Here is a 26,585-nt window from a genome sequence, read left to right on the forward strand (position 1 = left end):
TTTGCAGACGATTTAACCCGAGAAAATGATCGCAGTTAAATACGAGCTTCGGTGCGATATTCCGCGATAGAACCTGAGCGAGTATCGTTTTCTTGTTCGATCTGTGCGATAATTGTTTCATGGCGATCACCGACGATCCACCTCCGAATCCCGAGCCTCCAAACGCGCACCGTGCCGCTGGTCAAGGCACCGATAAAGCCGCTCACGAGCGTACTGAAGTTGCTGTCGCTCGCACGAGCATTACGGAGTCCGCCGCCGTCGAGTCCGCCGCCGAGTCCGCCGCCGAGTCCGCCGTCGACGCTCTAATCGCGAGGAATGCTGCGGCTGACGAACTGGCCGCGGAGAATGCTGCGGCTGACGCCCGGGCGGTGCACAGTGCCGCCGCCCGGGCGGAATGGGAGGCTGAAATGGCGGCGGCGGGGATTGTGCCCGGCCAGCCCCCGCCCACGCGCAGGTCGGCCGAGCGCAAGACGTTGTCGGGGGTGCAGGCGTTGAATTATGTGGTCGCGGCGTCCCTGCAGGATTGGAAGTCGCGCCCCGCCGATGCGAAGCAGGTGCGGCTGCTCGATGCCGTCCGGGATTGTGACCGCGCCATCAACCGTGCCTATGCCGCGCGGGCGGCCGCGATCGACGGCCTCGCCCGGTGGGTGGAGAATACGGCCGTGACTGGGCGGCCGCTGCCCCGCGTGATGCTGACTCAGGAAGCACAAGCTGCCGGAGAGCAGGGCAGGCCGTTGCAGCGCTGGTCAGAGAAACAAGCCGCCGAGGAAGGCCTCGTCGCCGAACTTAGCTGCCTCCTGCGAGTGCACGAGAACACGGCCCGCAACCTGCTCTGTACGAGCAGAAAGTTGCAGCACGAACTGCCCGCCACTCGGGCCACGCTTGAGGCCGGGCTGATCAGCTACCGGCACGTGGAGGTCGTCGTCGACAACGCCCTGTCGCTGCCTGATAATGCCTGGGCTGCGTTTGAAACCGCGGTGCTGGCCGGGATCGAGGACCTCACGGTTGGGCAGTTGAAGAAGCGGGCGATCACCGTGCGGGAACTTTCCCACCCAGAATCCATAGTCACCCGCCACAAGAAAGCGCTCAGCCAGCGCTGTTTCTCGGTCATGCCCGCCCGCGACGGCATGGCCTGCCTCGAACTCACCGTCAGCCAGGAAGACGCCGCCGCTATTAGCGATCGCGTCGATACCCTCGCGCGCAGCCTGCACAACGCAGCCCAGCAAGACCCCGTCGACACGCGCACCCTCGGCCAGCAACGTCTCGACGTCGCCGTCGACCTGCTCCTCACCGGGGTGACCGAAACCGGTCTGGGTGCCGGGGTGCAGGGGCTGGTGAACGTTACCGTGCCGGTGTTGACACTGATGGGCCTCAGTGATGAGCCCGGCACCCTTGACGGGTTCGGCCCCATCGACGCCGAAACCGCCCGCCGCGTCGCCGCAACGGCGAAAAGCTTCACCCGCATCCTGATTCACCCCGAGACCAGCGTGGTCCTCAGCGTTGGCAAGACCCGCTATACGGTACCTGCCGACCTGAAGAAATGGCTCGAGATCCGCGACGGAACCTGCCGGTTTCCCGGCTGCACCCGCCAGGCCCGTCACAGTGAAGTCGATCACACCCACGACTGGCAGTACAACGGCGAAACCCGCTGGGACAACCTCGCCCACCTCTGCAAACGCGGCCACCGACTCAAGACAGAGTCCGGCTGGACCGCACGGCAAACCGCTGACGGCATCCTGCACTGGACCAGCCCTGCCGGCAAACATTACGCCACCCACCCCGCCACCCGACTTGGACCTCACTCAGCCTCACGCGAACGCGACCCCGCCGTCGACACCGCGCCGCGACCCGTCGACGTCTGGGCCGACCTGGCCAACGCCGAACTGGCCAACCTTGACCAAAACGGCTACAGCGCCCCGTTCTAACCGGTTCACCGAACCCTTCGCGCCCGGTGAGGCGGCCAGCCGTCTGCTGCTAGTGCGACTCTGCCTCGATCAGGGCGGCCTCGAAAGCGACCCAGGGCAGCATGGCGCACTTGACCCTGGCGGGGTAGCGCGACACTCCCCCGAAGGCGGCGGCATCCCCGAGAACTTCCTCATCCGGCTCAATCTTGCCGCGGGAGCGCAGCATCTCGCGAAAGTTATCGAGCAGGGCGCGTGCCGAGGTGACGCTCAGGCCGCTCAGCGTATCGGTGAGAATCGACGCGGATGCCTGCGAGATCGAGCAGCCCTCCCCGGTCCAGACCAGGTCCGTGACCGTCTCGGTGTCGAGCGAGACGCGTAGGGTGACCTCGTCACCGCAGGTCGTGTTGATCTGGTGCGATTCGGCCACCCGCAGGCCGCTCGCGTCGCCGAGCGCTACGGCGTCGGCCAGCGGCGTGAGCTCGACCGCCCCGTGGCGGGCTTTCGCGTGCTCGAGAATGATCGTCTGGTAGAGCTGCTGCAGGTCGCTCACGGCTTGACGCCGAAGAAGGGGGCGACCTCGGCAAGAGTGGCCAGAAACAGGTCGACCTCGTCGGTGGTGTTGTAGAGGTAGGTGCTCGCGCGCGTGGAGGCGGTCACACCCAGGCGGCGGTGCAGCGGTTGGGCGCAGTGGTGGCCGACCCGCACCGCGATCCCGGCATCGTCAAGAAACTGACCGACGTCGTGGGCATGCACTCCGGCAACGTCGACAGCGGCGAGCCCCAGCCGTTCCACGCCAAGTCCGGGGCCGAGCAGACGCACGCCCGCAATCTCGGCGACCCCGGCGACCAGGCGCTGGCCAAGCTGGGCTTCCCACGCTGCGACCCGATCCATGCCGGTTTCGCTTAGGTAGTCGACGGCCGCCGCCAGAGCGATGGCTTGGGAGATGCGCTGCGTACCGGCTTCGAAGCGTTGCGGCGGTGCGAGAAACTCGGCAGTGTGCATGTTCACGGTAGTGATCATCGATCCGCCGGTGAGAAAAGGCGGCATAGCGGCGAGCAGTTCTGCCTTGCCGAAGAGAACGCCGATGCCGGTCGGGCCGAGCATCTTGTGGCCGGAGAAGACGGCAAAATCCACATCGAGCGCCTTCACGTCAACCGGCAGGTGTGGCACGGTCTGGCAGGCGTCCAGCACGGCCAGTGCCCCGACTTTACGGGCCAGCGCCACGAGTTCGGCGACCGGGTTGATGGTTCCGGTGACGTTCGAGCCATGGGTGAAGGCGAGCAGTCTCGTGTGTTGACCCACGACATCCGCTGCGGAAAGCAGGTCAAGGGTGCCGTCATCGAGCACGGGAATGAAACGCAGGGTGGCGCCGGTGCGCAGCGCCAGTTGCTGCCAGGGTATGAGGTTGGCGTGGTGTTCCATCTCGGTGACCACGATCTCGTCGCCGGCGCCCAGGCTGAACCGGCGCGCAGCCGGGCCGCCGAGGCCGAGCGAGGCATTGGAGAAACTGTAGGCGAGCAGGTTGATGGCCTCGGTGGCGTTGGAGGTCCAGACGATCTCGTCGGTCTCTGCGCCGACGAACGCGGCGACTTTATCGCGGGCGGCTTCGAACACCTCCGTCGCCTCGACGGCGAGCGTGTGAGCGCCGCGGTGCACGGCGGCGTTTCGCTGCTCATAGTATTCCTGCTCGGCTTCCATCACGCTGATCGGGTTCTGGGAAGTGGCTCCCGAGTCCAGATAGACGAGCGGATGCCCATTCACCGCCTGGTGCAGCACCGGAAAATCGTTGCGAATGCGTTCAACGTCAATGTTGGTCAGCGGAGCCGGTTCTGGGCGCTGGGCGGCAGAGGTTCGGGAAATAGCGGACGATGGGGCAAAAGACGTCATGCCCTAAGGATATTCCCTCGGCCCGAACGCGGGCACCGCACAGCGGAGTATGACACGGAGGTATCAGATGGCGGTGGAAAACCCGGCGGTAGCGTGTGAGGCTTGAGGGATGACCAAGACTGCCGAACACACCGAGCTGCGCGAAGCGGTGTCACTCGACCGACCGTGGGTGACCCTGGTCTGGGACGACCCGGTCAATCTCATGTCGTATGTCGCTTACGTTTTTCGCAGCTATTTCGGTGTCACCCCCAAACAAGCCGAACGACTCATGCTGCAGGTACACAACAACGGCCGGGCCGTCGTGGCTACGGGCAATCGCGAATCGATGGAACGCCACGTCGAGGCCATGCACGGATACGGTCTCTGGGCGACACTCGCGAAGGCCGACGAATGAGCGCCCTGCGGCGATTCACCCCGCAGCCGGACGGCATATTGCTCGGCCGCTTCGAACCGATCGAAGCAGACCTTCTGCGTCTCGCCACTACCCAGCTTCTCGAAATGCTCCGCTCCGGCACCACCGACCCCCAGCTCACCGCAAGCGATGGAGCATTCGGCCGACTGCTTCCCGACGCCTACCGGGACGACGACGAAGCGGCGGCGGAGTTTCGCCGCTTTACGGCGACCGGCCTGCTCGAACGCAAAGCGCAGAATGCCCAGATCGTGCTGGACTCCTTGGCTGCCAGCGAACCCGATACCGCCACGCCCGACAGGGAGGATAGCCAGCCGGTCACGGTCAGTGTCGACCCCGACGCCGTGCAGGCCTGGCTGCGCAGCCTCACCGACCTGCGCCTGACCCTCGCCGATCGGTTGCAGATCTCGCCGGACGGCATCGTGCACCTTGCCACCGAAGACACTCCATTTTTGCGCGAACTCTATGAATGGCTTGGCATGCTGCAGGAAGAACTCGTCTACGCGATCGACGTCTGACCATCCAACGTGACCGCGCTATCGGCCTGCTCTGCTAGCAGGGCTCGGGCAGCGAGCCCGATCACGGCACTGTAGGTGGGGTAGGCGAACCGCACATTTGCCAGCGTGGCCACGTCGATCCCGGCGGCCATCGCCGTCGTCACGGACTGAATGACCTCGACGGCGTTCTCGCCGACCGCGTGGGCACCGAGAATGTGCTCGCGGCGGCGGTCGGCGATGAGCTTGAGGAATCCCCGCTGGCGATCGTCGATCACCGCCCGATCCAGCAACGAATACGGCACCACCGTTGCGACGCACAGCTCGTCGCGACGCCGCGCGTCGACCTCGGTCAGACCGACACCTGCGTAGTCCGGATCGGTGAACCCACCCGCAGGAAGCAAGTGGTGCGGGGTTCGTCGGTCGGCATCCAACACGGCGTTCTCGGCTGCGGCCTCTCCTTCGAATTGTGCGGCCTGCACGAGCATGTCTCGGCCATTGGCGTCGCCAACGGCGAAAATGTGCGATACCGAACTTCGAAAATACGCATCGACGATAATAGACGAACGACTCGTGACCACGCCGGCTGTTTCGAGGCCGAGGTCGTCGATATCCGCTGGCCAGCCGGTTGCCATGATCACCGCGTCGAAGCTGTCCGCACTCTCGAGCCCGTTCTCTCGCCAGGTCAGGGTGATCGAGCCGTCAACGGCGCGTTGAAGGCCGTCAATACCGTCGATGCCCAGGCGGAGTATGACACCTTGCTCGACGAACGCCTGGCCGACGGCGTGCGAGACGGACTCATCAGACGTGGCGAGCACGCGGTCGGCAACATCGAGCAGGGTCACAGCCGAGCCGAAGGAACGAAACACAGTGACCAATTGGGCACCGGTGTTTCCCCCGCCGATCACGGCCAGGCGCCTGGGAACACTTGGAAGGTCGAGCACGTGCTCCGGTACCGTCGCGAGCTCGGCTCCTGCAACCGGCAGCCGCCGGGAATGACCGCCGACGCACACCAGTACGGCACCGGCGGTGACCCGACGCCCAGATTCCAGTCTGAGCGTGGAGGCATCCAGAAAGGAGGCGCGTCCCTCAAGAATGAGTTTTACACCGGCGTCAGCGAATCGCGTCGCCTCATTTTTCATCACACGCACCCGGTCGACGGTTTGCCGGACACGGGCGACGATGGTGGGCCAATCCAGGGGGCCCTCAGACACGGAAATGCCATAGGCGTCGGCGGTTCGGATCTCCCGCATGAGCCGAGCCGTTTTGGCGAGCACCCGGGTGGGCACGCATCCGGTATTCACGCACGTGCCGCCGAGGCGGTCAGCTTCGCAGACGGCGACGGATGCGCCCAGTTCCGCCGCGCGCAGGGCTGCAGCGGTTCCAGCCGGGCCGGCACCGATCACGACCACATCAAAATGATCGGGGACGAGCTGGTTCGAATCAGCATCCTGTTGTTCAAACGGCATCGTGTGTTCGGGGGTTGGGGCTGCGGTCATCTCGGTCTCCCACCGTCGTAATCGACGAAATACTTACAGTGTCGGCTGGGAATCAACCTGCGCCCGAGTAGCCGAACCGCCCCTGTTGGGGGGGCGCGCTCTTCTCTGCTAATCCCGAGCCTCCAAAGGTAGTCTGGTCGCAACCCGGTGGGGCATCTGTTACCGCGTTCGGTTCGCCCCTGGGTCCAAAACCCTGTGCCACCGCCGCGCGCGGACGCGCCACCGACTATCAAGTTGGCTTCACGACATGCGACGGAAGACACATGGACCTCAGCACCCTGACCCAAATCACCGCAGCACGGCAGCGCAGCGACCTCATCGCGCTCGGGCCCACCGTCGTGCCGCTGGCCGGCGGATCCGAGCTGTTCGCCGACCCGCGCGCTCATCTCACCGGTCTCGTCGACCTGCAGACCTTCGGCTGGGCGGCCCTCACAGTGACCGACGACGGCCTCGTCATCGGTGCGACCTGCACGCTGGCCGAGCTCTCCCGATTGCCGATGCGAGCGGGCTGGACGGCGCATCCGCTGTTCTATCAGTGCTGCACGGCCCTGTTCGGCTCCTTCAAGGTGTGGAACGTCGCGACGGTCGGCGGCAACCTGGCCACCTCGCTGCCGGCCGGCCCCATGATCACCCTCGCGGTCGCCCTCGACGCCGAAGTGCTGGTCTGGCGGGCGAACGGTAGCGACGAGGTCGTGCCGGCCCGATCGTTCGTGACCGGCAACATGACCAATGTGCTCGCCGACGGCGATGTGTTGCGCTCCATTCACGTGCCGCTCGCCTCGCTGCACGCGCAGACGGCATATCGCAAGATTGCCCTGTCGCCGCTCGGGCGCTCGGGCGCGGTGCTCGCCGGACGGCTCGACTTGCTCGGTGCTTTCGTACTCACGGTGACGGCGGCGACGGTGCGCCCGGTGCAGCTGCGCTATGCGGCGCTACCCGCCGCCGACGTTCTCGCCCGCGATATCGCCGCGATCGACTGCTGGTTCACGGATGCCCACGGCGCCGCCGACTGGCGACGCGCGATGGGTCTGCTGCTCGGCGAAGAGATTCGCGTCGAACTCGAACTGGCCGGAGGCCGCGCATGACGCTGGAACAGGCGAAAATCGAAGAGATCGGTGCCGTGACCTTCGCGGTCAATGGCACCCGGGTCGAGGCGACGCCGTCTCCCGGCCAATGCCTGCGCACCCTGCTGCGCGAACACGAGCATTTCGAGGTGAAGAAGGGGTGCGACAGCGGCGACTGCGGTGCCTGCACCGTGCAGGTCGACGGCACGCCCGTGCACTCCTGCATCTACCCGGCTTACCGAGCCGCCGGAAAGCAGATCACGACGGCGGCCGGGCTGGGCCAGCCGGGCAACCTTGCGCCTGTGCAACAACGTTTCGTCGACTCCGCCGGCTTTCAGTGCGGCTTCTGCACCCCGGGCATGATCGTCACCGCCGCAGCCATCGAGGCGGATGCCGCGCCTTCCGTCGATGACCTGCCCCGTCTACTGACGGGAAATCTATGCCGATGCACCGGCTATCGCTCGATTTCCGACGCGATCGTCGGCGAGCACACCCCGCCGGAAGGGTTTTGCCACACCGCGCCGGGGCGCGAGCATGCCGAGACTTCGAGCCTCGGACCGGTACGGGCGACCGGGCGCACGGGGGGGGTGCGGGCCGCCGGTCTGGTCGGCACCTCCCCCGGTGCGATCGCCGGGGAGCGCGTGGTGAGCGGCCTGGAACCGTACACCCTCGACGTGGTTATCCCCGGTCTGCTGCACCTGGCGGTGCTGGGGAGTCCGCACGCCCACGCACGCATCCGCTCTCTGAATGTGGCGGAGGCTGCCGCGCTGCCCGGTGTGCACCGTGTGCTCACCCAGGCCGACTCCCCCAGCACCCTGTTTTCGACCGCGCGGCATGAAAGCCGGTTCGACGACCCCGACGACACGCTGGTCTTCGACCAGACCCTGCGATTTCGCGGCCAGCGGGTAGCGGCGGTCGTCGCCGATTCGGTGGCGATCGCCGAGGCTGCCTGTCGACTGATCGAGGTCGAGTACGACCTGCTGGAGGGTGTCTTCGACCCGCGACTGGCCCTTGCTCCCGGCGCGGCGCTCGTGCACGGTGACAAGGACCCGATCGTCTCCCGCCTGGCAGACCCGGGGCGCAACCTGGTGGCCGAGCTGCACGGCGAGTTCGGCTCCGTCGAGGCCGGTCTCGCCGAGGCCACCACTGTCGTCTCGGGCAGCTGGCAGACCCAGCGCATCGCCCACACGCACCTCGAAACCCACGCCACGATCGGCTGGCTCGACCAAGGACGGCTGGTCTTGCGCACGAGCTCGCAGGTTCCGTTTTTGGTGCAGAAGGAGATCTGCCGCCTGTTCGACCTCGACCCGGCCGGAGTGCGCGTCTTTACCGCGCGAGTGGGCGGCGGCTTCGGCGGCAAGCAGGAGCTCCTCACGGAAGACCTCGTCACTCTCGCCGTGCTTGAAACCGGGCGTCCGGTGCAGTACGAATTCACCCGCACCGACGAGTTCACCATCGCCCCGGTGCGGCATCCGATGACCATCGACGTCACGCTCGGAGCGCAGGTCGACGGCCGCCTCACCGCATTAAAACTGGACGTCCTCGCCGACACCGGTGCCTACGGCAACCATGCACCCGGAGTGATGTTCCACGGTACGAGTGAGTCCGTCGCGCTCTACAACGTGCCCAACAAAAGAGTGGATGCCCAGAGCGTCTACACGAATAATCCCCCGTCGGGCGCCTTCCGCGGCTACGGCCTCGGCCAGATCATTTTCGCAATCGAGGGCGCCCTCGACGAACTGGCCCGCGAGCTTGACCTGGACCCGTTCGAGCTGCGGCGACGCAACTCGGTGCAGCCGGGTGACCCGCTCGTGGTCACGCACGAGGAAGGCCCCGACCTCGTCTTCGGCAGCTACGGCCTCGACCAGTGCCTCGACCTCGCCGAAACCGCCCTGAAACGCGGCAATCGGGTTGTCCCACCGGCCGGGCCCCAGTGGCGGATCGGCACCGGCATGGCGTCGTCGATGATCGCCACTACACCGCCGCGCGGGCACCGCTCGCAAGCATCCGTTCAGCTGATGGCCGGCGGCCGCTATCTGGTGCGGGTTGGGACCACCGAGTTCGGTAACGGCACCACGACCGTGCACGCCCAGATCGCGGCGACGGCGCTGCACACGACCGTGGACCGCATCGATCTGGTGCACTCCGATTCGGATGCCGCCGGCTACGACTCCGGCGCGTTCGGCTCGGCCGGTGTCGTTGTGGCAGGCAAGGCCGTGCTCGCCGCGGCGACCGCGTTGGCTGAAACTCTCGTCGAAGCCGCGGCGTCATGGAGCGGACGCAGCTTGACCAGAGGAACCGACGCTGGGACCTGGCAGCTCGAGCATGACGGGCTACGCGCCGTGGAGTCAGCGTCCGAACTCGTCTCGCTTGATACCCTCGTGCACTGGGCCGCGGCCAAGGACGTCGACCTGACCGCCACACGGCGCGAAGACGGCATGAAGCGGTCCCTTGCCTTCAACGTGCACGCGTTTCGGGTGGCCGTGAACACCGACACCGGCGAGGTGCGCATCCTGCAGTCGATCCAGGCCGCCGATGCCGGCTTCGTCATGAATCCCGAACAGTGCCGCGGGCAGATCGAGGGAGGAGTGGCGCAGGCCCTCGGCACCGCACTGTTCGAGGAAGTTGTGCTCGACGGCGCCGGCGCCGTGACGACCCGGGTGCTGCGAAATTACCACGTTCCCCAGCTGGTGGATCTGCCGGTCACCGAGGTCTATTTTGCGCAGACTCACGACGTGATCGGGCCCTACGGTGCCAAGTCAATGAGCGAATCGACCTACAACCCGGTCGCGCCCGCGCTGGCCAATGCGGTGCGTGACGCGATCGGCATCCGTCCTACCGAGCTGCCCATGACCCGCGACCGCATCTGGCGCCTGCTGCACGGCTGAGCGGATGCCGCTGTCGCGCGACGCGGGACCTACGCCAAGACGCGGGAGTTCGAGTCTGGCCAGAACTCCAGCGCCACGCGTCGCGCGGGAGCTGCGCCAGAGCGCGGGAGTTGCGCCTCCCGCGCAGCGGCGCGGCTCCCGCGCACTGTGAAAGGCTGCTGGCGGGCGGCTGCCGCGATAGGTGGAGTGCGCGCACGGAGTGGCCGCTCGAGCATCCGCTCGCCGACCCGTGAGTTTGGGGTCGATCGAGACGCCGAGCCGTGAGTTTGGGACCGAAAAAGCCGCGATCGGGACTACGGCTCACGGCTCGGCGCTCGACACTCACTGCTCGGCGAGCCAACGCACGCGAACCCGGCACCACGTCACGGCGCTCGACACTCACGGCTCGGCGAGCCAACGCACGCGAACCTGGCACCACGGCTCGGCTCGAGAACCCTACGATGGCAGACATGCAGATGCCAGCTCCGGATCCCCAGCCCGCGAGCATCCCGCTGCCCGCCAGCACCGCCCGAATAGGCGGGCTCGTGCTCGCCGCCGGCGCTGGCTCCCGCTATGGCATGCCCAAGGCGCTCGTGCACGATGCCGCTGGCCGGTCCTGGCTGCAGAACGCCGTCGACGTGCTCGTAGCAGCAGGTTGTTCCCCGGTCATCGTCGTGCTCGGTGCGAGCGGGGCGCACGCCGCGGCGCTGCTCAACGCTGGCGATAATGATCCGGCCTCGACCAACGGGGCGTCAGCCCCGAGCCCGGGGGCCTCCAGTGCTCGTCAACACAGCGCGGCCCGGCCGACCGCATCCGTTTTGGTCGTGCACGCCACCGACTGGGCCGAAGGGCTTTCGGCCTCCCTTCGCGCCGGCCTGCGCTGCGCCCTCGAACAGCCCGACCTCGTTGCTGTCGCGGTCATTCCCGTGGACGTGCCCGATCTGAACACCGCCACCGTGGCCCGCTTGATTGGTTTGAGCGACGCCGGCACACTGCGTCAGGCCCGTTTTTCCGGCCGACCGGGGCATCCCGTGGTGATCGGTCGGGCACACTGGGTGCCCCTTCTCGACACTCTCGCTGGCGATACCGGCGCGCGACCGTATCTGCGCGAGCACGACGTCGAAGCGGTCGAGTGCGGCGACCTCGGCACCGGGGCCGACGTCGACCGGCCCGACTAGCCGGTTTCGACCCAGCAGTCCGGCCCACCGAACCACCGGGCCCATCTTCGGACCGTGGGCCCAGGATCTATCGTGGGCCCACTTTCCGGGCCTGGGCCCGAAAAGCAGTGGAACTCCCCGAACTTCTTGGCCCCACGAAGTTGCAAGACCGCCCGGCGCGACGAAGCTCCGATCCCTCTGAGCTACCCCCGTACCGACACCCGGCTCAGCGCCTCGTAGGCCCGCTCGGCCCCGGATTGCCGGGTCAGCGACAGCGCGAGGGCGTCGAGACGGACGCGCGCGTCGCCACTCGTGTCGGCGCTGAGGCGCAGCATCCGCTCGCAGGCAGCCCGCAGGTCGAGAACCGTGGCGGTATTGGGCGGCAGGGATTCGCCGAAGCCCGCCGTATCGAGGGCGGCCGCGCCGGCGAACTGGTCGGTGGAGAACGGCAGCACGACAAGCGGAACTCCGGCCGTCATCGCCTCGGTCACCGAATTGTTGCCCCCGTGGGTCACTGCGAGGGCAGCTTCCTGCAGCAGACGCACCTGCGGTAAAAACCCGCGCACCAGCCAGGATTCCGGAATGGGACCCAACTCGGTGGGGTCGGTCGCCCCGGTGGCGATGGCTACCCGAACCGGCAGGGCGCCGAGGGCCGCGGCGACGCGCGCGAGCACATCACCGCGCACTGAGAGAAAACTTCCGAAGCTCACGTAGACGACGGGCCGAGAATCGGCCGCCAGCCAAGCCTCGACCTCGGGGTCGACGGCCTCGGAGCGTACCGCGGACCCGAGAAACACGTGGGGCGGCAGCTGGCTCGTTCGCCCCGGTGCGTGCAGTTCGGCCGGGTAGTTGAGCAACAGCACGTCGCCCGATTCCTGGAAGGCGTCCAGGCTCGGCTCGGCGTGAGGGTCGAGCTCGCACAGGGCGTCATTCCACTGGGCCGTAAACGAGTCGCGCACGGCCACGCACTGCCGTTTCAGCAGGGCCAGTTCCGAGGCGGCAGGCGAGAACACTGCGGGCCAGGTCGGCGGGTGACCGTAGACCTCCACGCCAACCGGCAGTGCCGACGGATGCCCGAGCACGACGTCCGCGTGCGCCACACCGGCACTCAGCAAGCCCAGTCTCGCGCTGAAGGCGAGGTGGTCGACGATGACCTGATCTGGCCGCACCCGCTCGACGATGCGCTGCACCTCGCGGGCAATTGCGACCGGGTTGTAGAGCAGGTCGCTGCTGCGCGCCCCAGCCTGAAAGCGCAGGGTCTCGACCATGCCGCGGCGGGTCGCATCGAAAAATCCCCGCAGGGCGTCATCTTCGCCGGCGGGCTGCTGCTCGACCCGGATCGTGCCGGGGTTGGAGCCGCGGCCCAGCTGCAGGTTTTCTCGTTCAAACCCGAACGAGGCGACGATGTCAGCCGTGGCCGGCCCGCTCGCCACCACGACGCGTTCGCCGGCCCGCGCCCAGGCGACGCCGAGCGTTGCGAGCGGGTACAGGTGCGAGGCGTAGTCCGGGCTGATGATCAGCAGGGTCACGACACGCTCAGTTCCCAGGCCACCGGCTCGGTCGCCACGGCGACGTCGTGGTAAACCGCGCTAAGGGCCGACGCCATCGCCTCGATCGTGAAATTGTTCGCCACCATGCTGCGGGCTCGGGCCGCATTGGCGCCGCCCTGCGCTCCGGCAGCAAGGTCCACGGCCTCAGCAATGGAGCGAGCGAGAGCGGCCCCGTCACCGGTATCGACGAGAATGCCGGTCACTCCGTGCTCGACGTAAGTGGCCGGTCCACCGCCATTTGGCGCAACCACCGTGAGTCCGGTGGCCATGGCCTCGAGTAGGGCAATTCCAAACTCCTCTTTCATACTCGCGCAGACGTACACCCCGAACGGTGCTGCCAGGCCCGGCCGGCCATAGCGCGCGGCGGCCAGCCACCGCGCCACAGTGTCGTTGGGGCGATGCCCGGCCAGCAGCAGGCCGTGGGAGGCAGCGTCGTCAAGACCAGCATCAGGCAGGGAGCGAGCCATACGCGCCAGCTCGGCGACCTCATCAAACGACGGATGCTCCAGGTCGCCGCCCACAATAAGCAGGTTGCAGCGTTGTTGCAGGGTCGCGTTCCCCTTCCAGGCTTCGACCAGAGCGGCCATGCCCTTCACCCGATGCAGCCGACCGACGCTGATCAGCAACGGCAGTCCGCGCCGGGGCTGCGGCAGTGTGCCGAGTAGGGCGTCGAGTTGGTGAAAGGCGAGCGCAGCGGGTTCGGCGGCGGCTCGATCGTGGGCGTCCTTCGAAACCAGCAGACTTCCGCCGGTCAGTCCGAGAGAGCCGAGCGCATCCGTTCGGGAGCGGTCGATTACCGCAAGATCAATCCCCTCGGGAATGACCGAGTGCCGTTCCGGGTGAGCGTCAATGTCGATTCCAGTGAGACGTTCCATATCTTGCTGCAGTCGCGGGCGGGGAAACAGCACGGTGTGAGCGGCATCCGCGGCGAGCCGCTGCACGAGACGGGCGCGAAACCAGAAATGCTCGACCGCATCGATGGTGCCGAAGTTGGCCCGGGTGAGCGCGCCATTCGCTTCGAGGGAGTCGATCACGCCGTGCGGGTCTGGCGCGACGGTGAAGACGATGGGAATGTCCAGGTCCCGCGCCACTGTTGCCGCGGCGAGGCTGCCGACGTCGGCCATGCGCAGGTGAATCGCATCGACCACACCGGCCGAGCGTAAGATGCGCCGAATGCCGCGTTGCGCGGCAACCCGCCGAGGCCACGCATCGATCGATGGGACTGCGTCGCCGACGAACGGAATCGCCGCGAATGAGTGCCCACGCCGCGTCCTCCCGACATCGGCCAGGCCGCTGAGCGCCGACTCGTGCGTGCCGCGCGACATGGTGATGACCCGTTCTACCGAGTCTTTTTCTATCGCGCGGCCAGCGCTGAAACGACTATCGACAAACGGCGCACGCAGAGCGGATGCCGCGGCACTCAGGGTTTCGCCGCCCGGCAGGCCGGTTGGCCCGGCGACGAGGGCGTCACCGAGCCGGACCAGCAGGGTTGCGATGCCGCCGTTGTCGCCGACACCCACCTGGGAGAGTTCACCGTCAATGTCGGCGTGCAGGAACAGCTGGGCGATCGTCGTGCCTCGGTTCCATTTCGGACGCGGCGCGGCCGTCGCGGTGAGATCGAACAGTGCCAGCCGGGCTACGGCTGCGAGTTCGATCTCATCACCGGCAGCAGCGTTGTTCTGCGCGAGAGCACTGAGCAGCCCGAGCACGACTTCATTCGGGGCACGGTCGCCGAGGCCGGCGATTGCGGCGGCACGAGCGCCCAGACTCTCGGCGCTGTCGATGGCCACCCGGCGCAGAAGACGTTCAGGAACGCGGCCGGGAATCAGGCCGATGGTCTCAATTAGGCGGGCGCGGGCATCCGTTTCAGAGATGCCGAACAGCGAACCCTCCAGGAGCAGGGCCACCTGATCCGCGGCCGAAGAGCCCCACTGTTCCAGGGTGCGCTGGGCGAGCATGCCGGAGAAGCCGCCCTGCCGAACCAGGGTAGCCAGGCCGGCGATCGCGTCGTAGCGCGGCAGCCGGGTGCCGAAGGCCCAGGCTGCATGCTCGCGCAGAAAGGCAGAGTCGTGGTTCAGGAGGGCCACCAACACCTCATCAGCAGAGTCGTCGAAGACCTGGGCGAGCGCGTGCACGGCGGCGATAGCGGTGAGCTGGTCGCTCAAATCGGTCGCGGCTTGGGCGAGCAGTCGCACAGCGCGGGCGCCCCCATCGCGGCTGGCTGCCACGGTGAGGTCGTCGGCGCGTCGGATTCCTTCGAGCAACGTTGCGGCGGATCGTTGGTGGTCCAGTGCGGTGTGGGTAGCCATTGGCTGCTCCTTTTCGTGAAACTCCGCGGATCAATCGTGGCAATTCGGGGCTGTCGCGAGTGAAAATGGCTGAATTTCGGCACTTTCAGTTCGAGAAACGGTGAGGATCCCCAAAATAGAAACACACAAATCAGGCATACCTAGCCAAGTTAGCGAATTTCCCATTCGCCATCATTGCATGATTGAGGGCGCTCCGGGTGACAAACCGCCCTGATCGGCACCAAGCACTGAACACGCAAAATAGAGCCACGCCCCAGTGAGTGGGGCATGGCTCTATCTGTTTATATCTGCACAGGCCGGGTTTAGCCGAACAGGGCCGTCACCTTCGCGAGTGTCTGAGAAATGCCGTAGGCCAGCGGAATCCCCACCAGCGCCCAAGCCACGATGACTTTTAGAACCTTCATGCGTGCGCCTTCTTTACTTTTGCACCGACGAGCGGCTTTTCGGGTTCATGAAAGTCGGTGTGAACCGGTCGCACGAAGAGGTTCGCCACAAAGCCGACAATGAGCAGCCCGACCATGGTGAGCAGGGCCGGCTGATAGGCCGCTGCCGTCAACTCACCCGGAGCGCCCTGCGCGTCCAGGAACGAGTTCACAATGAGCGGACCGGCAATACCGGCCGCCGACCAGGCCGTCAGCAGCCGGCCATGGATGGCTCCCACCTGGAAGGTTCCGAACAGGTCCCGCAGGTAAGCCGGAGCGGTAGAGAAACCGCCACCGTAGAACGAGATGATGATGAAGGCCAGAAGAACGTAGAGCACTGTCGTGCTCGATCCAAAGAGGGCCAGCAGCAGGTACAAAACCGTGCCTACGCCCAGGTACATCATGTAGATGTTCTTACGCCCGGTCTTGTCCGACGTAGCTGACCAGGCGAAACGTCCACCCATGTTGCCGAGCGACAACAAGCCGACAAAACCACCGGCAACGGTCGCGGAGACCAGTGAGTTGCCGTCGTTCTGCCGGAAGAAGTCCTGGATCATCGGTGCAGCCTGTTCGAGAATGCCGATACCGGCCGTAACGTTGCAGAACAAGACCACCCAGAGCAGCCAGAACTGACGCGTTCGAATGGCATTCTTGGCTGAAACGTGGTTGCTCGTGACGAGGGCCTTGGCACGCACCTTCGACGGATCGAATCCGGCCGGAACCCAATCAGCAGCCGGAACCTTAATTGTGAAAGCGCCAAACATCATGTACGCGAGGTAGACCACAGCGAGGGTAAGAAAAAGCTTGCCCACGGAATCGCCGCTGGCCACCCAGTTCGCCGCCCCGGAGTTGGGGTCATAGAGGGCGAGCAGCGCCGTCGACACCGGGCTGGCGATGAGCGCGCCACCTCCGAAGCCCATGATGGCCATGCCTGTGGCGAGTCCCGGACGGTCCGGAAACCATTTGATGAGCGTCGAAACGGGCGAAATATAGCCGATGCCGAGCCCGATACCACCGATGAAGCCGTAGCCGACGTAGACCAGCCACAGCTGATTCGTGAAGATTCCCAGCGAACCGATGAGGAATCCGCCCGACCAGAACAGAGCCGCGACGAACATGGCCTTGCGCGGCCCGTTGGTGTCGACCCAGGTGCCCATAATGGCCGCCGACAGACCGAGCATCACGATGGCGATTGAGAAGATCACCCCGATCTGTACCAGGCTGGCCTCGAAGTGCGCCACGAGCGCCGTCTTATAAACACTCGTGGCGTAGGCCTGGCCGATACAGAGGTGCACGGCCAGTGCGGCCGGCGGAATCAGCCAGCGATTAAATCCGGGTGGGGCAATAGTGCGGTCTCGATCGAGCCAGCTCATGGGGCGTCCTTGCTGCCGGTAAGGCGATAGCGACTCTGCTGTGCGTTTCGGCTGTCCACGACGACCGTGAACGTACTCCGCGAACAAATAGATTGAATGGTATGCGGAGGCAATCCTAGATGATCCACGGAGAAAACTTCGTCCCAAAATGTTACCCATTTTATGAATCGGGGGAATTCCCCTATCCGGCAAGGCAGGATGGGTACATGACACGTTCAGCACCTATCGACGACATCAACGAAAATAATCTTGTCGTCACGGCCCCCAAGACCCACGCGGCGGGCGTCGAAGCCGTAGTAGTGGCGCTCGATCGGGGTATCGCCCAGGCTGGTATCGTGCGCACCGCACGTTCCCTGTTGCGCCTCAATCAGCGCGACGGCACCGACTGCCCCGGATGCGCCTGGCCGGAATCCCAGGGACACCGCAAGACCGCAGAGTTCTGCGAAAACGGCGCGAAGGCCGTCGCCGAAGAGAGCACGCTGCGCACGGTGACGCCCGAGTTCTGGGCAAAGCATTCCATCGCCGAGCTCGCCACCAAGACCGAGTATTGGCTCGGAAACCAGGGCCGAATCACGCACCCCGTCGTCATCCGTCCGGGCGATACGCACTACTCGCAAATCTCCTGGGATGATGCTTTCGAGCTCATCGGTGAGCAGATTCGCGCCACGGTGCCTGACCGCACCGTCTTCTACACATCTGGCCGCACCGCCAACGAGTCGGCGTTCATGTACCAATTGTTCGCCAGGTCGATCGGCACCAACAACCTGCCCGACTGCTCCAATATGTGCCACGAGTCCTCCGGCTCAGCGCTCAACCCCACGATCGGCATCGGCAAAGGCACGGTCTCGCTCGAGGACATTCACCAGGCCGAACTCATTTTTGTGGTCGGCCAGAACCCGGGCACCAACCACCCGCGCATGCTGTCGGCCTTGGCCGAATGCAAGGACAACGGCGGCAAGATTGTGGCCGTCAACCCTCTGCCCGAAGCGGGACTGTTCAACTTCATGGACCCGCAGACTCCGAAGGGCGTCGTCGGCAAGGGAACCAACCTGGCTGATGAGTTTCTGCAGATCAAGGTCGGCGGTGACCTGGCCCTGTTCCAGGCGCTCGGTCATCTGTTGCTCGAGGAGGAAGCCCGCGTACCGGGGTCGGTCATCGACCACGAGTTCGTCGCCGCGAACACCGACGGGATCGAGGCCTACCGCGCTGCTCGTTCGGTGATCGACTGGGCCGAGACGAAGAAAGCCACCGGCCTGGACCGTGCCGCGATCGAGACGGTGGCGAAGCTGCTCATCGCGAGCAAGGCCACCATCATCTGCTGGGCGCTCGGACTGACCCAGCAGCCACACTCGGTGAACACCCTCAAGGAGATCATCAACCTCCTGCTCCTGCAGGGCAACTTCGGCAAGCCCGGCGCCGGAGCGTGCCCGGTACGCGGCCATTCCAACGTGCAGGGCGACCGCACCATGGGTGTGTGGGAGAAGCCGAAGGAGGCCATGCTCGCCGCGCTCGACGCCGAGTTCGGCATCGTGTCCCCTCGCGAGCACGGCCTCGACTCCGTCGACACAGTGGATGCCTTCGTGCACGACCGCGTCGACGTGTTTGTCTCCATGGGCGGCAACTTCGCCCTGGCCTGCTCCGACACTGACCTGCTGGAGAAGGCCATGCAGCGCGTCGGTCTCACCGTGCACGTCTCCACCAAGCCCAATCGCTCGCACGTCATGCACGGTTTGACCTCGCTCATTCTGCCGACGCTCGGCCGTACGGATACCGATGACAAGCATCCGTCTGGCCGTCAGGTGCTCTCGGTGGAAGACTCCATGTCGGTCGTTCGCACCACGCAGGGACGCCTCGACCCGGTGTCGGAGCATCTGCTGGCCGAACCGGTGATCATCGCCCGCATGGCCCACGCCGCGCTCGGAGACGACCATGCGGTCGACTGGAAGGCGATGGCCGAAGACTACGACGTCGTTCGTGACCACATCTCCCGCGTCATTCCCGGCTTTGTCGATTTCAATGTTCGGCTCAAGACCAAGAATGGATTCGTGCTGCCCAACCCGCCGCGCGACACGCGGACCTTTGCCACCGATATTGGGCTGGCCCGGTTCACGGTGAGCCCGATCGAGTACCTGTCGGCGCCAGAGGGTCACCTGATCTTGCAGACCATCCGCAGCCACGACCAGTACAACACCACGTTCTACGGACTTGACGACCGCTACCGCGGCATCAAGAACGGCCGTCGCGTCATCCTCATCCACGAAGACGACGTCACCGAGCTGGGCTTCGCCGACCGCGACATGGTCGATGTGATCAGCACGTATCAGGGCGTTGAGCGTCGTGCCGACACGTTCCGCCTCGTGGTCTATCCGACACCGCGCGGCTGCGCGGCTGCATATTTTCCGGAGGCGAACGCGCTCATGCACCGCGAGCTCGTGGCCCGCGAATCGAACACCCCCGGTTACAAGGCCATGACCGTGCGCTTTGTTGCAGCCGGCGCTGACGCCTAGGCCGAGTTAGGCGGCCTGCTCGTCACGCTGTGCGTCGACGATCCGGTCGCCGCCGGCGTAGATGACCATGGAGTTGCCGCGGAGAAAGCCGACCAGGGTCATACCGACCTCGGCGGCGAACTCCGCGGCGAGTGACGAGGGCGCCGAGACCGCCGCGAGCACCGGAATGCCCGCCATCAGGGCTTTCTGGGTGAGTTCAAAACTCGCCCTGCTCGACACCATGAGCACGGTGCCGGTCAGCGGCAGCCTGTTCTCTTTGACCGCCCAGCCGATGACCTTGTCGACGGCGTTGTGCCGGCCGACATCTTCGCGCAAAACGAGGAGTTCGCCGGTGGCGGCATCGAACAGTCCGGCAGCGTGAATGCCGCCGGTCTTCTCAAATACGTTCTGTCCGGCGCGCAGCTTCTCGGGAAAAGTCGTCAACGCTTCGGCAGTCACTCGCACCGCGTCATCCGCTATCTTGAAAACTGATTTGGTGCGCACGGCGTCGATGCTCTCCTTGCCGCACAGGCCACAGGAGCTATTGGTGATGAGGGAGCGCTCCAGGCTCGGTGCCGGTGGCGCGACGCCCGCGCCCAGGGTGACATCGAGCACGTTATAGGTGTTGACTCCATCGACGGCCCCGGCACAGTAGCGGGCCGAATTGAAGTCTTCACCCTGCGTGATGACGCCCTCCGAGACCAGAAACCCCGCCGCAAGGTCGATGTCGTTACCCGGGGTACGCATCGTGACGGCGAGGCGGCGGCCGTTCACTCGAATTTCCAGGGGTTCTTCGACCGCAAGCAGGTCCTCGCCAGCCAGAGGCTGGGCACCAACGGTGATTCGGGTAATTTTGCGTCGTGCGGTAATTCTGCTCATTCTTAAAGTCTCCCACGCTGGTGCCGTTGCCGCACTCCAGCGTTGCCGTTTAGCCGCCGATGTAGGACATTTCGATTTTCTTGGCACCAGATGCCCGCAGCTCACTGGTCTTCGCGCTCCGCAGCTGCGAATAGCGGTCGGTGCGCTCCCGCCAGAGGTGCGCCATGACGGTAGAGAGTTCGGCGTCGGAGCAGCCGCCACGCATAAGAGCCCGCAGGTCGTGGCCTTCGGTGGCGAACAGGCAGGTGAACAACTTGCCGTCAGTCGATACCCGCGCCCGCGAGCAGGTCTGGCAGAAGTTTTGGGTCACGCTCGAGATGACGCCGATCTCGCCGCCGCCGTCCTGGTAGCGCCAGCGTCGGGAGGTTTCGCCAGTGTAGTTCGGAGCAATCTCTTCGAGCGGCAACTCGGCATGGATACGCGCAATGACGTCCTTCGACGGCACGACAGCGCCCATCTCCCAGCCGTTGCTGGTGCCGACGTCCATGAATTCGATAAACCGCAAAATGTGAGGGGTGTCCTTGAAATGGCGGGCCATGGCCACGATGTCCTGGTCGTTTTTGCCGCGCTGTACCACCATGTTGACCTTGACCGGGCCGAGGCCGACCGCTTCGGCCACGTCGATACCGTGCAGCACCTTCGCCACGGGAAACTTCACGTCATTCATGGTGCGAAACGTGGTGTCGTCAAGCGAGTCGAGCGACACGGTTACTCGTTTCAAGCCGGCATCCTTGAGCGCCTGCGCCTTGACGGCCAGCGCCGACCCGTTGGTGGTGAGCGCGATGTCGATCTCACGTCCGTCGGGAGTGCGCAGCTCGGCCAGCAGGGCGATAAGGTCTTCTAGCCCCTTGCGCAGCAGTGGTTCACCGCCGGTCAGTCGAATCTTCTCAACGCCATGGGCAACGGCCACGCGCGCGAGCCGGGTCAGCTCTTCGAAGCTGAGGAGTTCGTCATGTTCCATGAACGCAAAGTCTCGACCGAAGATCTCCTTCGGCATGCAGTACACACAGCGAAAGTTGCATCGGTCGGTGACGCTCAGGCGCAGGTCGTGCAACGGTCGGTTCATCCGGTCGGTCACGGTGCCGGTAGGTGTTTCGAGGTTCGATGGAATGTCCGCGCGCTCTCGATAGAAGCGCGGAGCTGGGAGTGCAAGGTCGGCGCCGGTCATGTTTCCACCCTAACCCCGCGTCCCGCACGGCGATGCCCAGAACTCCGGTTCTAAGCGGATGCTGATGGACGCCGCTACGAGAATGCCCCGCCCGGGAGAGTTCCCTGGCGGGGCATCCGCTTACCTGTTACTAGCCCTTGACGTACCCGTTGGGGTTCAGCACGTACTTCGTCGCCGCGCCGGCGTCGAATTCGGCGTAGCCACGCGGGGCATCTTCGAGGCTGATGGCCTGAGCGTTCACGGCCTTGGCGATCTGTACCTTGTCGTGCAGGATCGCCATCATCAGCTGGCGGTTGTACTTCATCACCGGGCACTGACCCGTGGTGAAGGACAGCGACTTGGCCCAGCCGAGGCCCAGCCGAATCGACAGCGAGCCCACCTGGGCGGCCTTTTCCTTGGCCCCCGGGTCACCCGTGACGTAGAGGCCGGGAATGCCCAGGGCACCACCGGCCGCCGTGACCGTCATGAGCGAGTTGAGCACGGTGGCCGGAGCCTCGTGGTCGGCGTCCTTACCGTGACCGCGCGCCTCGAAGCCGACGGCGTCGACACCGGCGTCGACCTCTGGCACACCGAGGATTTGTTCAATCTGCTCCCCCGGCTCGCCCTTGCTGAGGTCGATGGTCTCGCAGCCGAAGCTGCGGGCCTGCGCGAGACGATCCGCGTTCATGTCACCGACGATGACGACGGCCGCGCCGAGCAGCTGCGCCGAGACGGCGGCCGCGAGGCCCACCGGGCCAGCTCCGGCCACGTACACGGTCGTTCCGACGCCGGCACCGGCACTGTAGGCCCCGTGGAATCCGGTCGGGAAGATGTCGGAGAGCATGGTGAGGTCCATGATTTTTTCGAGCGCCTGGTCCCGGTCAGGAAACTTCAGCAGGTTCCAGTCGGCGTAGGGAACCAGCACGTACTCGGCCTGGCCTCCCACCCAACCGCCCATGTCGACGTAGCCGTATGCACTCCCCGGACGGTCCGGGTTGACGTTGAGGCAGATGCCGGTCTTGCGTTCCTTGCAGTTGCGACAGCGACCGCAGCTGATGTTGAACGGCACCGACACGATGTCGCCCACCTTGATGAATTCGACGTCGGGGCCAGCTTCGACCACTTCGCCGGTGATTTCGTGACCCAGCACCAGGTTCGCCGGTGCGGTCGTACGGCCACGCACCATGTGCTGGTCGGAGCCGCAAATATTGGTGGTCACTGTTTTGAGAATGACGCCGTGCGGCACCTTCCGACCGACGTTGGCCGGGTTGACGCCCGGTCCGTCTTTGAGTTCGAACGTGGGGTAGTCGATGTCAATGACCTCGACGACTCCGGCGCTCTTGTAGGCAACTGCTCTGTTCCCCGTCATGAACTACCTTCCTCGTTTTTCTTCGCGGAGCAGGCCAAACGACCTTCTCCACACTGGGTGAGCGCTGCGATTCTGACTACAGCCCTCTTACTTCACCACGGATCTCAGAAATTACAATCGGCCAATTCCCAGTTCGTGGCCCCCGTTCTGGCCTAGGGAACGACCAGAACGGGCGGTGAATCAGCTCTTCCAGACCTGCACGACGGATGGCCGCGGCCCGGCCCACGCACCAGCCGAAGCAGTGGCCCCCAGCGCAACGTAGTCGGGGAATCGGCTGGACTGGGCAGCCCAGCTGCCGTTTTCCCCCGGATGCTGCACGGCGACATAAACCATCGACTGCTCCGAGCGAATGACCGGGCCGCAGGTCTCCGCCTGGCGCGGCACCGCGAGGAACTGTTGCACCCGCCCGCGCTCGGGGCCGGCGAGCGGAACCTTGAACAGTCCGTCGCAGAATCCAATCGTGCTCGGTGCGCCGTCGGTGGAAATCCACAGGTTGCCCTCGGTGTCGAAGGCCACGTTGTCTGGGCAGGATATTGGCGACACCTTGTCGCTCGGGAAACCGGCGAAATAGGTGCTCGTGTTGGTCTTCGGGTTTCCGCAGACGAGCAGCAGGTTCCAGTCGAAGGTCACCGAGGTGACATCAGATCCGGTTTCGGTGATCTCCACGATGTGGCCGTCGCGGTTGATCGCCCGCGGGTTGGGCTCGGTGGCACCCTCCTTGCCTGGCAGGCCGCGACTGGTGTTGTTGGTGCAGGCGACATAGATTTTGCCGGTTACCGGGCTGGGCTCGACGTCTTCGCAGCGGTCCATTTTGGTGGCGCCGACGGCATCCGCTACCAGGCGGGTGTTCACGAGCGCATCATCCGTCGTGAAGCCGGGAACCTGGCAGACGCCGTCGATGACGAGCGCTACCCACTGTCCGGTCCCGTCGAAGAGTCCGTCGGTCGGCAGCTGGCCGGTGCCGGTGATCTCGGCGGCCGGCGAGTTGCCCGCGAACCGGGCCACGTACAGGGAGCCCCTGGTGAGCAGGGACTTGTTGTGGCTGCGCGCCTTCGGGCTCTTTTTCTTGTCGAAGCGGTCGTGGGAGACGAACTTATAGAGGTAGTCGAAGCGTTCGTCGTCGCCCATGTAGGCGGCGACATGGCCGGTCTTTCCGACGATAACGTTGGCGCCTTCGTGCTTGAACCGGCCGAGGGCCGTGTGCTTGACCGGAGGCTCGTCCGGTGCCTCCGGGTCGATCTCCACGATCCAACCGAATCTGTTCGGCTCGTTCTCGTTGCCGGCGACAGTGGCGTCGAAGCGGTCGTCGATCTGTTCCCAGAGCCGACCGGTGGGGCGGTTGGCCAAGCCGTAGCGGGCATCGGCTGCGCTAGTGCCCGTGGTGCGAAAGTAGCCGTTGAAGTTCTCTTCGCCGGAGAGCACTGTGCCCCAGGGCGTGGTGCCACCGGCGCAGTTGCCGAGGGTGCCGAGCACGGTGCGCCCGGTGGGGTCGCCCTTCGTCTTCAGTAGATCACTGCCGGCGGCCGGACCGGTAACGGTGAACGGTGTGCTCGCGGTGATGCGCCGGTTGAGGCGGTCACCTACCCGGTAGGTCCAGGGTTGGCCGGCGCGCTTTCGTTCGAGGGCGACCACGGACATGCCGTGGGCCATCATGGCAATGCGACGCTGCTCATCCGCTTCGGCCGGTGTCGTGGCGGGGGCGAACATGATGTTCTCGTTGGTGTACTCGTGATTGGTGACGAGGATGCCGTCCCGCCCCTTGCGCCCCGGACCCTCGAGGATGTCGAGGTAGTCGTTGTTGTAGCCGAACTGGAGAGCCTGCGACGCGGCCGTCTGGTGTTCCGGGTCGAACCGATCGGTGGCGGCGAACAGCGGGTCCCCCCAACGGATGATGGGGTTCCAGGAATAGCCGGCGGGCACCGAAAAGGCGTCGACGGCGGCCGGAACGGGCGCGATCGGCGTGAATGCGAGGCCCCGGCTGGCTGGACCGCCGGGTGCCGCCAAGGCGGGTACCGACTGGCCCGACGCGAGTACGATCGCCGCAGCACCCACGCCCGCGCCCATGAGCAGGGAACGGCGGCTCAGGGCAGCGCCGACGATGTCGCGAAAGTAGTCGTTCTTGCTCTCGTTGGGCACCGGGTGGAAGCAGGCGTCAGCGCACTTGAGGTGGCAGGTGACCGCGCTGCGCTTGCCGAGCGTGTGCCCCTCCATGGGAAGCAGCGGCAACAACGGCCGATCACGATCGGTCGCGTGCTGGCGGGGGCCGGTGGATTCACGATTCAGCATGCGAGTGCTCCTCATGGTTAGGGTGAGCCCCGAACTGGGGGCAGACCTACCCTCCCGCCGCTCGGTGTCCCGGGGGTTAACCGAAGATGAACGCTTGAAGCTGATAGCGCTACAAAACGATGAGCCCGATCACCCAAACGGCGGCGAAACCGGCGACACCCTGAATTGCCGTGGCAGGGGTGAGCGTGCGGTATGCGGTCGCTACTGGAATACGGCTGAGCTGCGACACCACCCAGAAGAAGCTGTCGTTGGCGTGCGAGACCACCATGGCACCGGCGCCGATCGCGAGCACTGAAAGTACCTTGCCCAGGTCAGAATCAAGACCGAGCGCCGGCAGCAGGGGTAACAGCAACACGGAGGTGGTCACCATCGCTACCGTAGATGAGCCCTGGGCAGTCTTGAGTGCGGCCGAGATCACGAACGGCACGGCGAGCCCGAGGCCGAGCGTAGACAGGGAGCTGCCGAGGAAGTCGGTGAGGTCGGAAGCGGCGAGAACGGCTCCGAAGGCAGCACCGGAGGCCGTGATCAGCAGGATGGGTGCCGAGATGCGAATGCCCTCTGTGACGCGTTCGCCGAACATGTCGAGCTTGCCCTTGCCCCGCAGGAGAAACAGGGAGGCGAGCAAGCCGACGGCCAGGGCGATAACCGGGGTGCCGAGAAAGACAACGGCTAGGTACAGGCCGGATTCGCCGAACGGCAGACTGGGAAGCTTGGCGATCGAGGCGATGCAGATCAGCAGGATCGGCGCGAGAATCGGCAAAAAGGCCATGAAGGCGTTGGGCAGTTTGCCGTAGGAGGCACGAATCTTGTCGTAGTCCTGCTCGTCTTCTTCGCCGGCCACTTCCGGCATGAGTTCAATGTTCTTCGTCAGGAACCGGTTCGCCCAGAGCAGCCCGGCCACCGCAGAAACCGCAGCGGCAATCAGGCCGAATCCGATGATCAGTCCGAGCTGGTCGATGACGTTGAGATTGCCGGCGGCGGCGAGCGGTCCTGGGGTCGGCGGCACGAACACGTGGGTAGCGTACAGGCCGGTCATCAGCGCGATCGTCATCGCCACCAGCGACACCTTGGCGCGGGCGGCGAGCGATTTCTTGAGCGAATTCAGAATGACGAATCCGGAGTCACAGAACACCGGGATCGACACGATGAAGCCGATGACGCTCATGGTGAGGGTCGGGAATCGAGTGCCCAGCACCCGAATGAGTGCTTCGGCCATGGCGATGGCGGCGCCGGTGCGCTCGAGGATCACCCCGATGATGGTTCCGAACAGAATGATCAGACCAATGTTGCCCAGAGTGACGCCGAAAGCCGTCGTGATGGTCGGGGCGATCGTGTCGACCGGCAACCGGAACGCGAAACCACCCACCAGGGCGGCGGCGAGCAAAGCGAGAAAGGGATTGATTTTCAGCTTCGCGGTGGCGAAGACGATGGCGGCGACGAGAGTCACCAGGACGGCAATGCTCAGCATTGAGGCGGCCTTTCT

Annotated in this window: 19 protein-coding genes; 7 read left to right on the forward strand and 12 right to left on the reverse strand. The window is 65.3% G+C overall.

Annotation, left to right across the window (positions count from 1 at the left end; translation table 11 throughout):
* The first annotated feature begins 119 nt into the window (after positions 1-119).
* Positions 120-1,925 carry an HNH endonuclease signature motif containing protein gene (locus E3T51_RS16315; RefSeq protein ID WP_134530774.1) on the forward strand — a complete coding sequence of 602 codons (1,806 nt, stop codon included), beginning with the start codon at positions 120-122 and terminating at the stop codon, positions 1,923-1,925.
* A 49-nt stretch (positions 1,926-1,974) separates the two neighbouring features.
* On the opposite strand, the gene sufU is transcribed toward E3T51_RS16315, so the two are convergent.
* Both sufU and E3T51_RS16325 read right to left on the reverse strand, forming a co-directional pair.
* The gene (gene sufU / locus E3T51_RS16320) at positions 1,975-2,454 is read right to left on the reverse strand and encodes a Fe-S cluster assembly sulfur transfer protein SufU (protein ID WP_134530775.1); all 480 of its coding nucleotides are present in this window, start codon (positions 2,452-2,454) and stop codon (positions 1,975-1,977) included.
* Positions 2,451-3,791: a SufS family cysteine desulfurase gene (locus E3T51_RS16325; protein ID WP_134530776.1), complete on the reverse strand. Its 1,341-nt coding sequence runs from the start codon at positions 3,789-3,791 to the stop codon at positions 2,451-2,453. Before E3T51_RS16325 ends, sufU begins: the two co-directional genes overlap by 4 nt.
* Before the next feature lie 109 nt (positions 3,792-3,900).
* Between E3T51_RS16325 and clpS the strand changes: the two genes are divergently transcribed.
* Both clpS and E3T51_RS16335 read left to right on the forward strand, forming a co-directional pair.
* Positions 3,901-4,185, forward strand: coding sequence for an ATP-dependent Clp protease adapter ClpS (clpS, locus tag E3T51_RS16330; RefSeq protein ID WP_104191949.1), 285 nt, complete (start codon positions 3,901-3,903; stop codon positions 4,183-4,185).
* Entirely contained in the window at positions 4,182-4,718 is a 537-nt protein-coding gene (locus E3T51_RS16335) for a DUF2017 family protein (protein WP_134530777.1), read from the forward strand. Before clpS ends, E3T51_RS16335 begins: the two co-directional genes overlap by 4 nt.
* Here E3T51_RS16335 and E3T51_RS16340 read toward each other — a convergent pair.
* The gene (locus E3T51_RS16340) at positions 4,700-6,193 is read right to left on the reverse strand and encodes a dihydrolipoyl dehydrogenase family protein (RefSeq protein ID WP_241989391.1); all 1,494 of its coding nucleotides are present in this window, start codon (positions 6,191-6,193) and stop codon (positions 4,700-4,702) included. The genes E3T51_RS16335 and E3T51_RS16340 overlap by 19 nt on opposite strands.
* 263 nt (positions 6,194-6,456) lie before the next feature.
* On the opposite strand from E3T51_RS16340, the gene E3T51_RS16345 reads away from it, so the two are divergent.
* The 3 genes from E3T51_RS16345 (at position 6,457) to E3T51_RS16355 (ending at position 11,302) form a co-directional block, all read left to right on the forward strand.
* On the forward strand, positions 6,457-7,278 hold the full coding sequence (locus tag E3T51_RS16345; protein ID WP_134530778.1) for an FAD binding domain-containing protein: 822 nt from the start codon (positions 6,457-6,459) through the stop codon (positions 7,276-7,278).
* Complete coding sequence (locus E3T51_RS16350) at positions 7,275-10,145, forward strand: molybdopterin-dependent oxidoreductase (RefSeq protein WP_134530779.1); 2,871 nt, start codon at positions 7,275-7,277, stop codon at positions 10,143-10,145. The genes E3T51_RS16345 and E3T51_RS16350 overlap by 4 nt, the downstream gene beginning before the upstream one ends.
* Positions 10,146-10,585: 440 nt before the next feature.
* Complete coding sequence (locus E3T51_RS16355) at positions 10,586-11,302, forward strand: nucleotidyltransferase family protein (protein WP_241989392.1); 717 nt, start codon at positions 10,586-10,588, stop codon at positions 11,300-11,302.
* A gap of 182 nt (positions 11,303-11,484) precedes the next feature.
* Here E3T51_RS16355 and E3T51_RS16360 read toward each other — a convergent pair whose 3' ends face one another.
* The 4 genes from E3T51_RS16360 to E3T51_RS16370 all read right to left on the reverse strand — a co-directional run bounded on the left by E3T51_RS16360 (position 11,485) and on the right by E3T51_RS16370 (position 16,935).
* Complete coding sequence (locus E3T51_RS16360; protein ID WP_134530780.1) at positions 11,485-12,810, reverse strand: nucleotide disphospho-sugar-binding domain-containing protein; 1,326 nt, start codon at positions 12,808-12,810, stop codon at positions 11,485-11,487.
* Positions 12,807-15,140, reverse strand: coding sequence for a glycosyltransferase (locus E3T51_RS16365; RefSeq protein WP_134530781.1), 2,334 nt, complete (start codon positions 15,138-15,140; stop codon positions 12,807-12,809). The genes E3T51_RS16360 and E3T51_RS16365 overlap by 4 nt, the downstream gene beginning before the upstream one ends.
* A gap of 302 nt (positions 15,141-15,442) precedes the next feature.
* Positions 15,443-15,544, reverse strand: coding sequence for an MFS transporter small subunit (locus E3T51_RS17580; protein WP_420898450.1), 102 nt, complete (start codon positions 15,542-15,544; stop codon positions 15,443-15,445).
* Complete coding sequence (locus E3T51_RS16370) at positions 15,541-16,935, reverse strand: OFA family MFS transporter (protein WP_134530782.1); 1,395 nt, start codon at positions 16,933-16,935, stop codon at positions 15,541-15,543. Before E3T51_RS16370 ends, E3T51_RS17580 begins: the two co-directional genes overlap by 4 nt.
* A 206-nt stretch (positions 16,936-17,141) precedes the next feature.
* Here E3T51_RS16370 and E3T51_RS16375 point away from each other — a divergent pair, with 206 nt between their 5' ends.
* Positions 17,142-19,442, forward strand: a complete 2,301-nt coding sequence (locus tag E3T51_RS16375) for an FdhF/YdeP family oxidoreductase (RefSeq protein ID WP_134530783.1) — start codon at positions 17,142-17,144, stop codon at positions 19,440-19,442.
* A gap of 6 nt (positions 19,443-19,448) precedes the next feature.
* Here E3T51_RS16375 and fdhD read toward each other — a convergent pair whose 3' ends face one another.
* The 5 genes from fdhD to E3T51_RS16400 all read right to left on the reverse strand — a co-directional run bounded on the left by fdhD (position 19,449) and on the right by E3T51_RS16400 (position 26,570).
* Positions 19,449-20,300 carry a formate dehydrogenase accessory sulfurtransferase FdhD gene (gene fdhD / locus E3T51_RS16380; RefSeq protein WP_134530784.1) on the reverse strand — a complete coding sequence of 284 codons (852 nt, stop codon included), beginning with the start codon at positions 20,298-20,300 and terminating at the stop codon, positions 19,449-19,451.
* A 49-nt stretch (positions 20,301-20,349) separates the two neighbouring features.
* The gene (moaA, locus tag E3T51_RS16385; protein WP_134530785.1) at positions 20,350-21,468 is read right to left on the reverse strand and encodes a GTP 3',8-cyclase MoaA; all 1,119 of its coding nucleotides are present in this window, start codon (positions 21,466-21,468) and stop codon (positions 20,350-20,352) included.
* Between the two features lie 130 nt (positions 21,469-21,598).
* Positions 21,599-22,816 carry a formaldehyde dehydrogenase, glutathione-independent gene (gene fdhA / locus E3T51_RS16390; RefSeq protein WP_104191958.1) on the reverse strand — a complete coding sequence of 406 codons (1,218 nt, stop codon included), beginning with the start codon at positions 22,814-22,816 and terminating at the stop codon, positions 21,599-21,601.
* Positions 22,817-22,996: 180 nt separating this feature from the next.
* Positions 22,997-25,027, reverse strand: a complete 2,031-nt coding sequence (locus tag E3T51_RS16395) for a PhoX family protein (RefSeq protein WP_241989403.1) — start codon at positions 25,025-25,027, stop codon at positions 22,997-22,999.
* A 184-nt stretch (positions 25,028-25,211) separates the two neighbouring features.
* Positions 25,212-26,570, reverse strand: coding sequence for a GntP family permease (locus E3T51_RS16400; protein WP_134530787.1), 1,359 nt, complete (start codon positions 26,568-26,570; stop codon positions 25,212-25,214).
* Positions 26,571-26,585: the final 15 nt, after the last annotated feature.

The sequence above is a fragment of the Cryobacterium serini genome (assembly GCF_004404025.1).
GTDB lineage: Bacteria > Actinomycetota > Actinomycetes > Actinomycetales > Microbacteriaceae > Cryobacterium > Cryobacterium serini.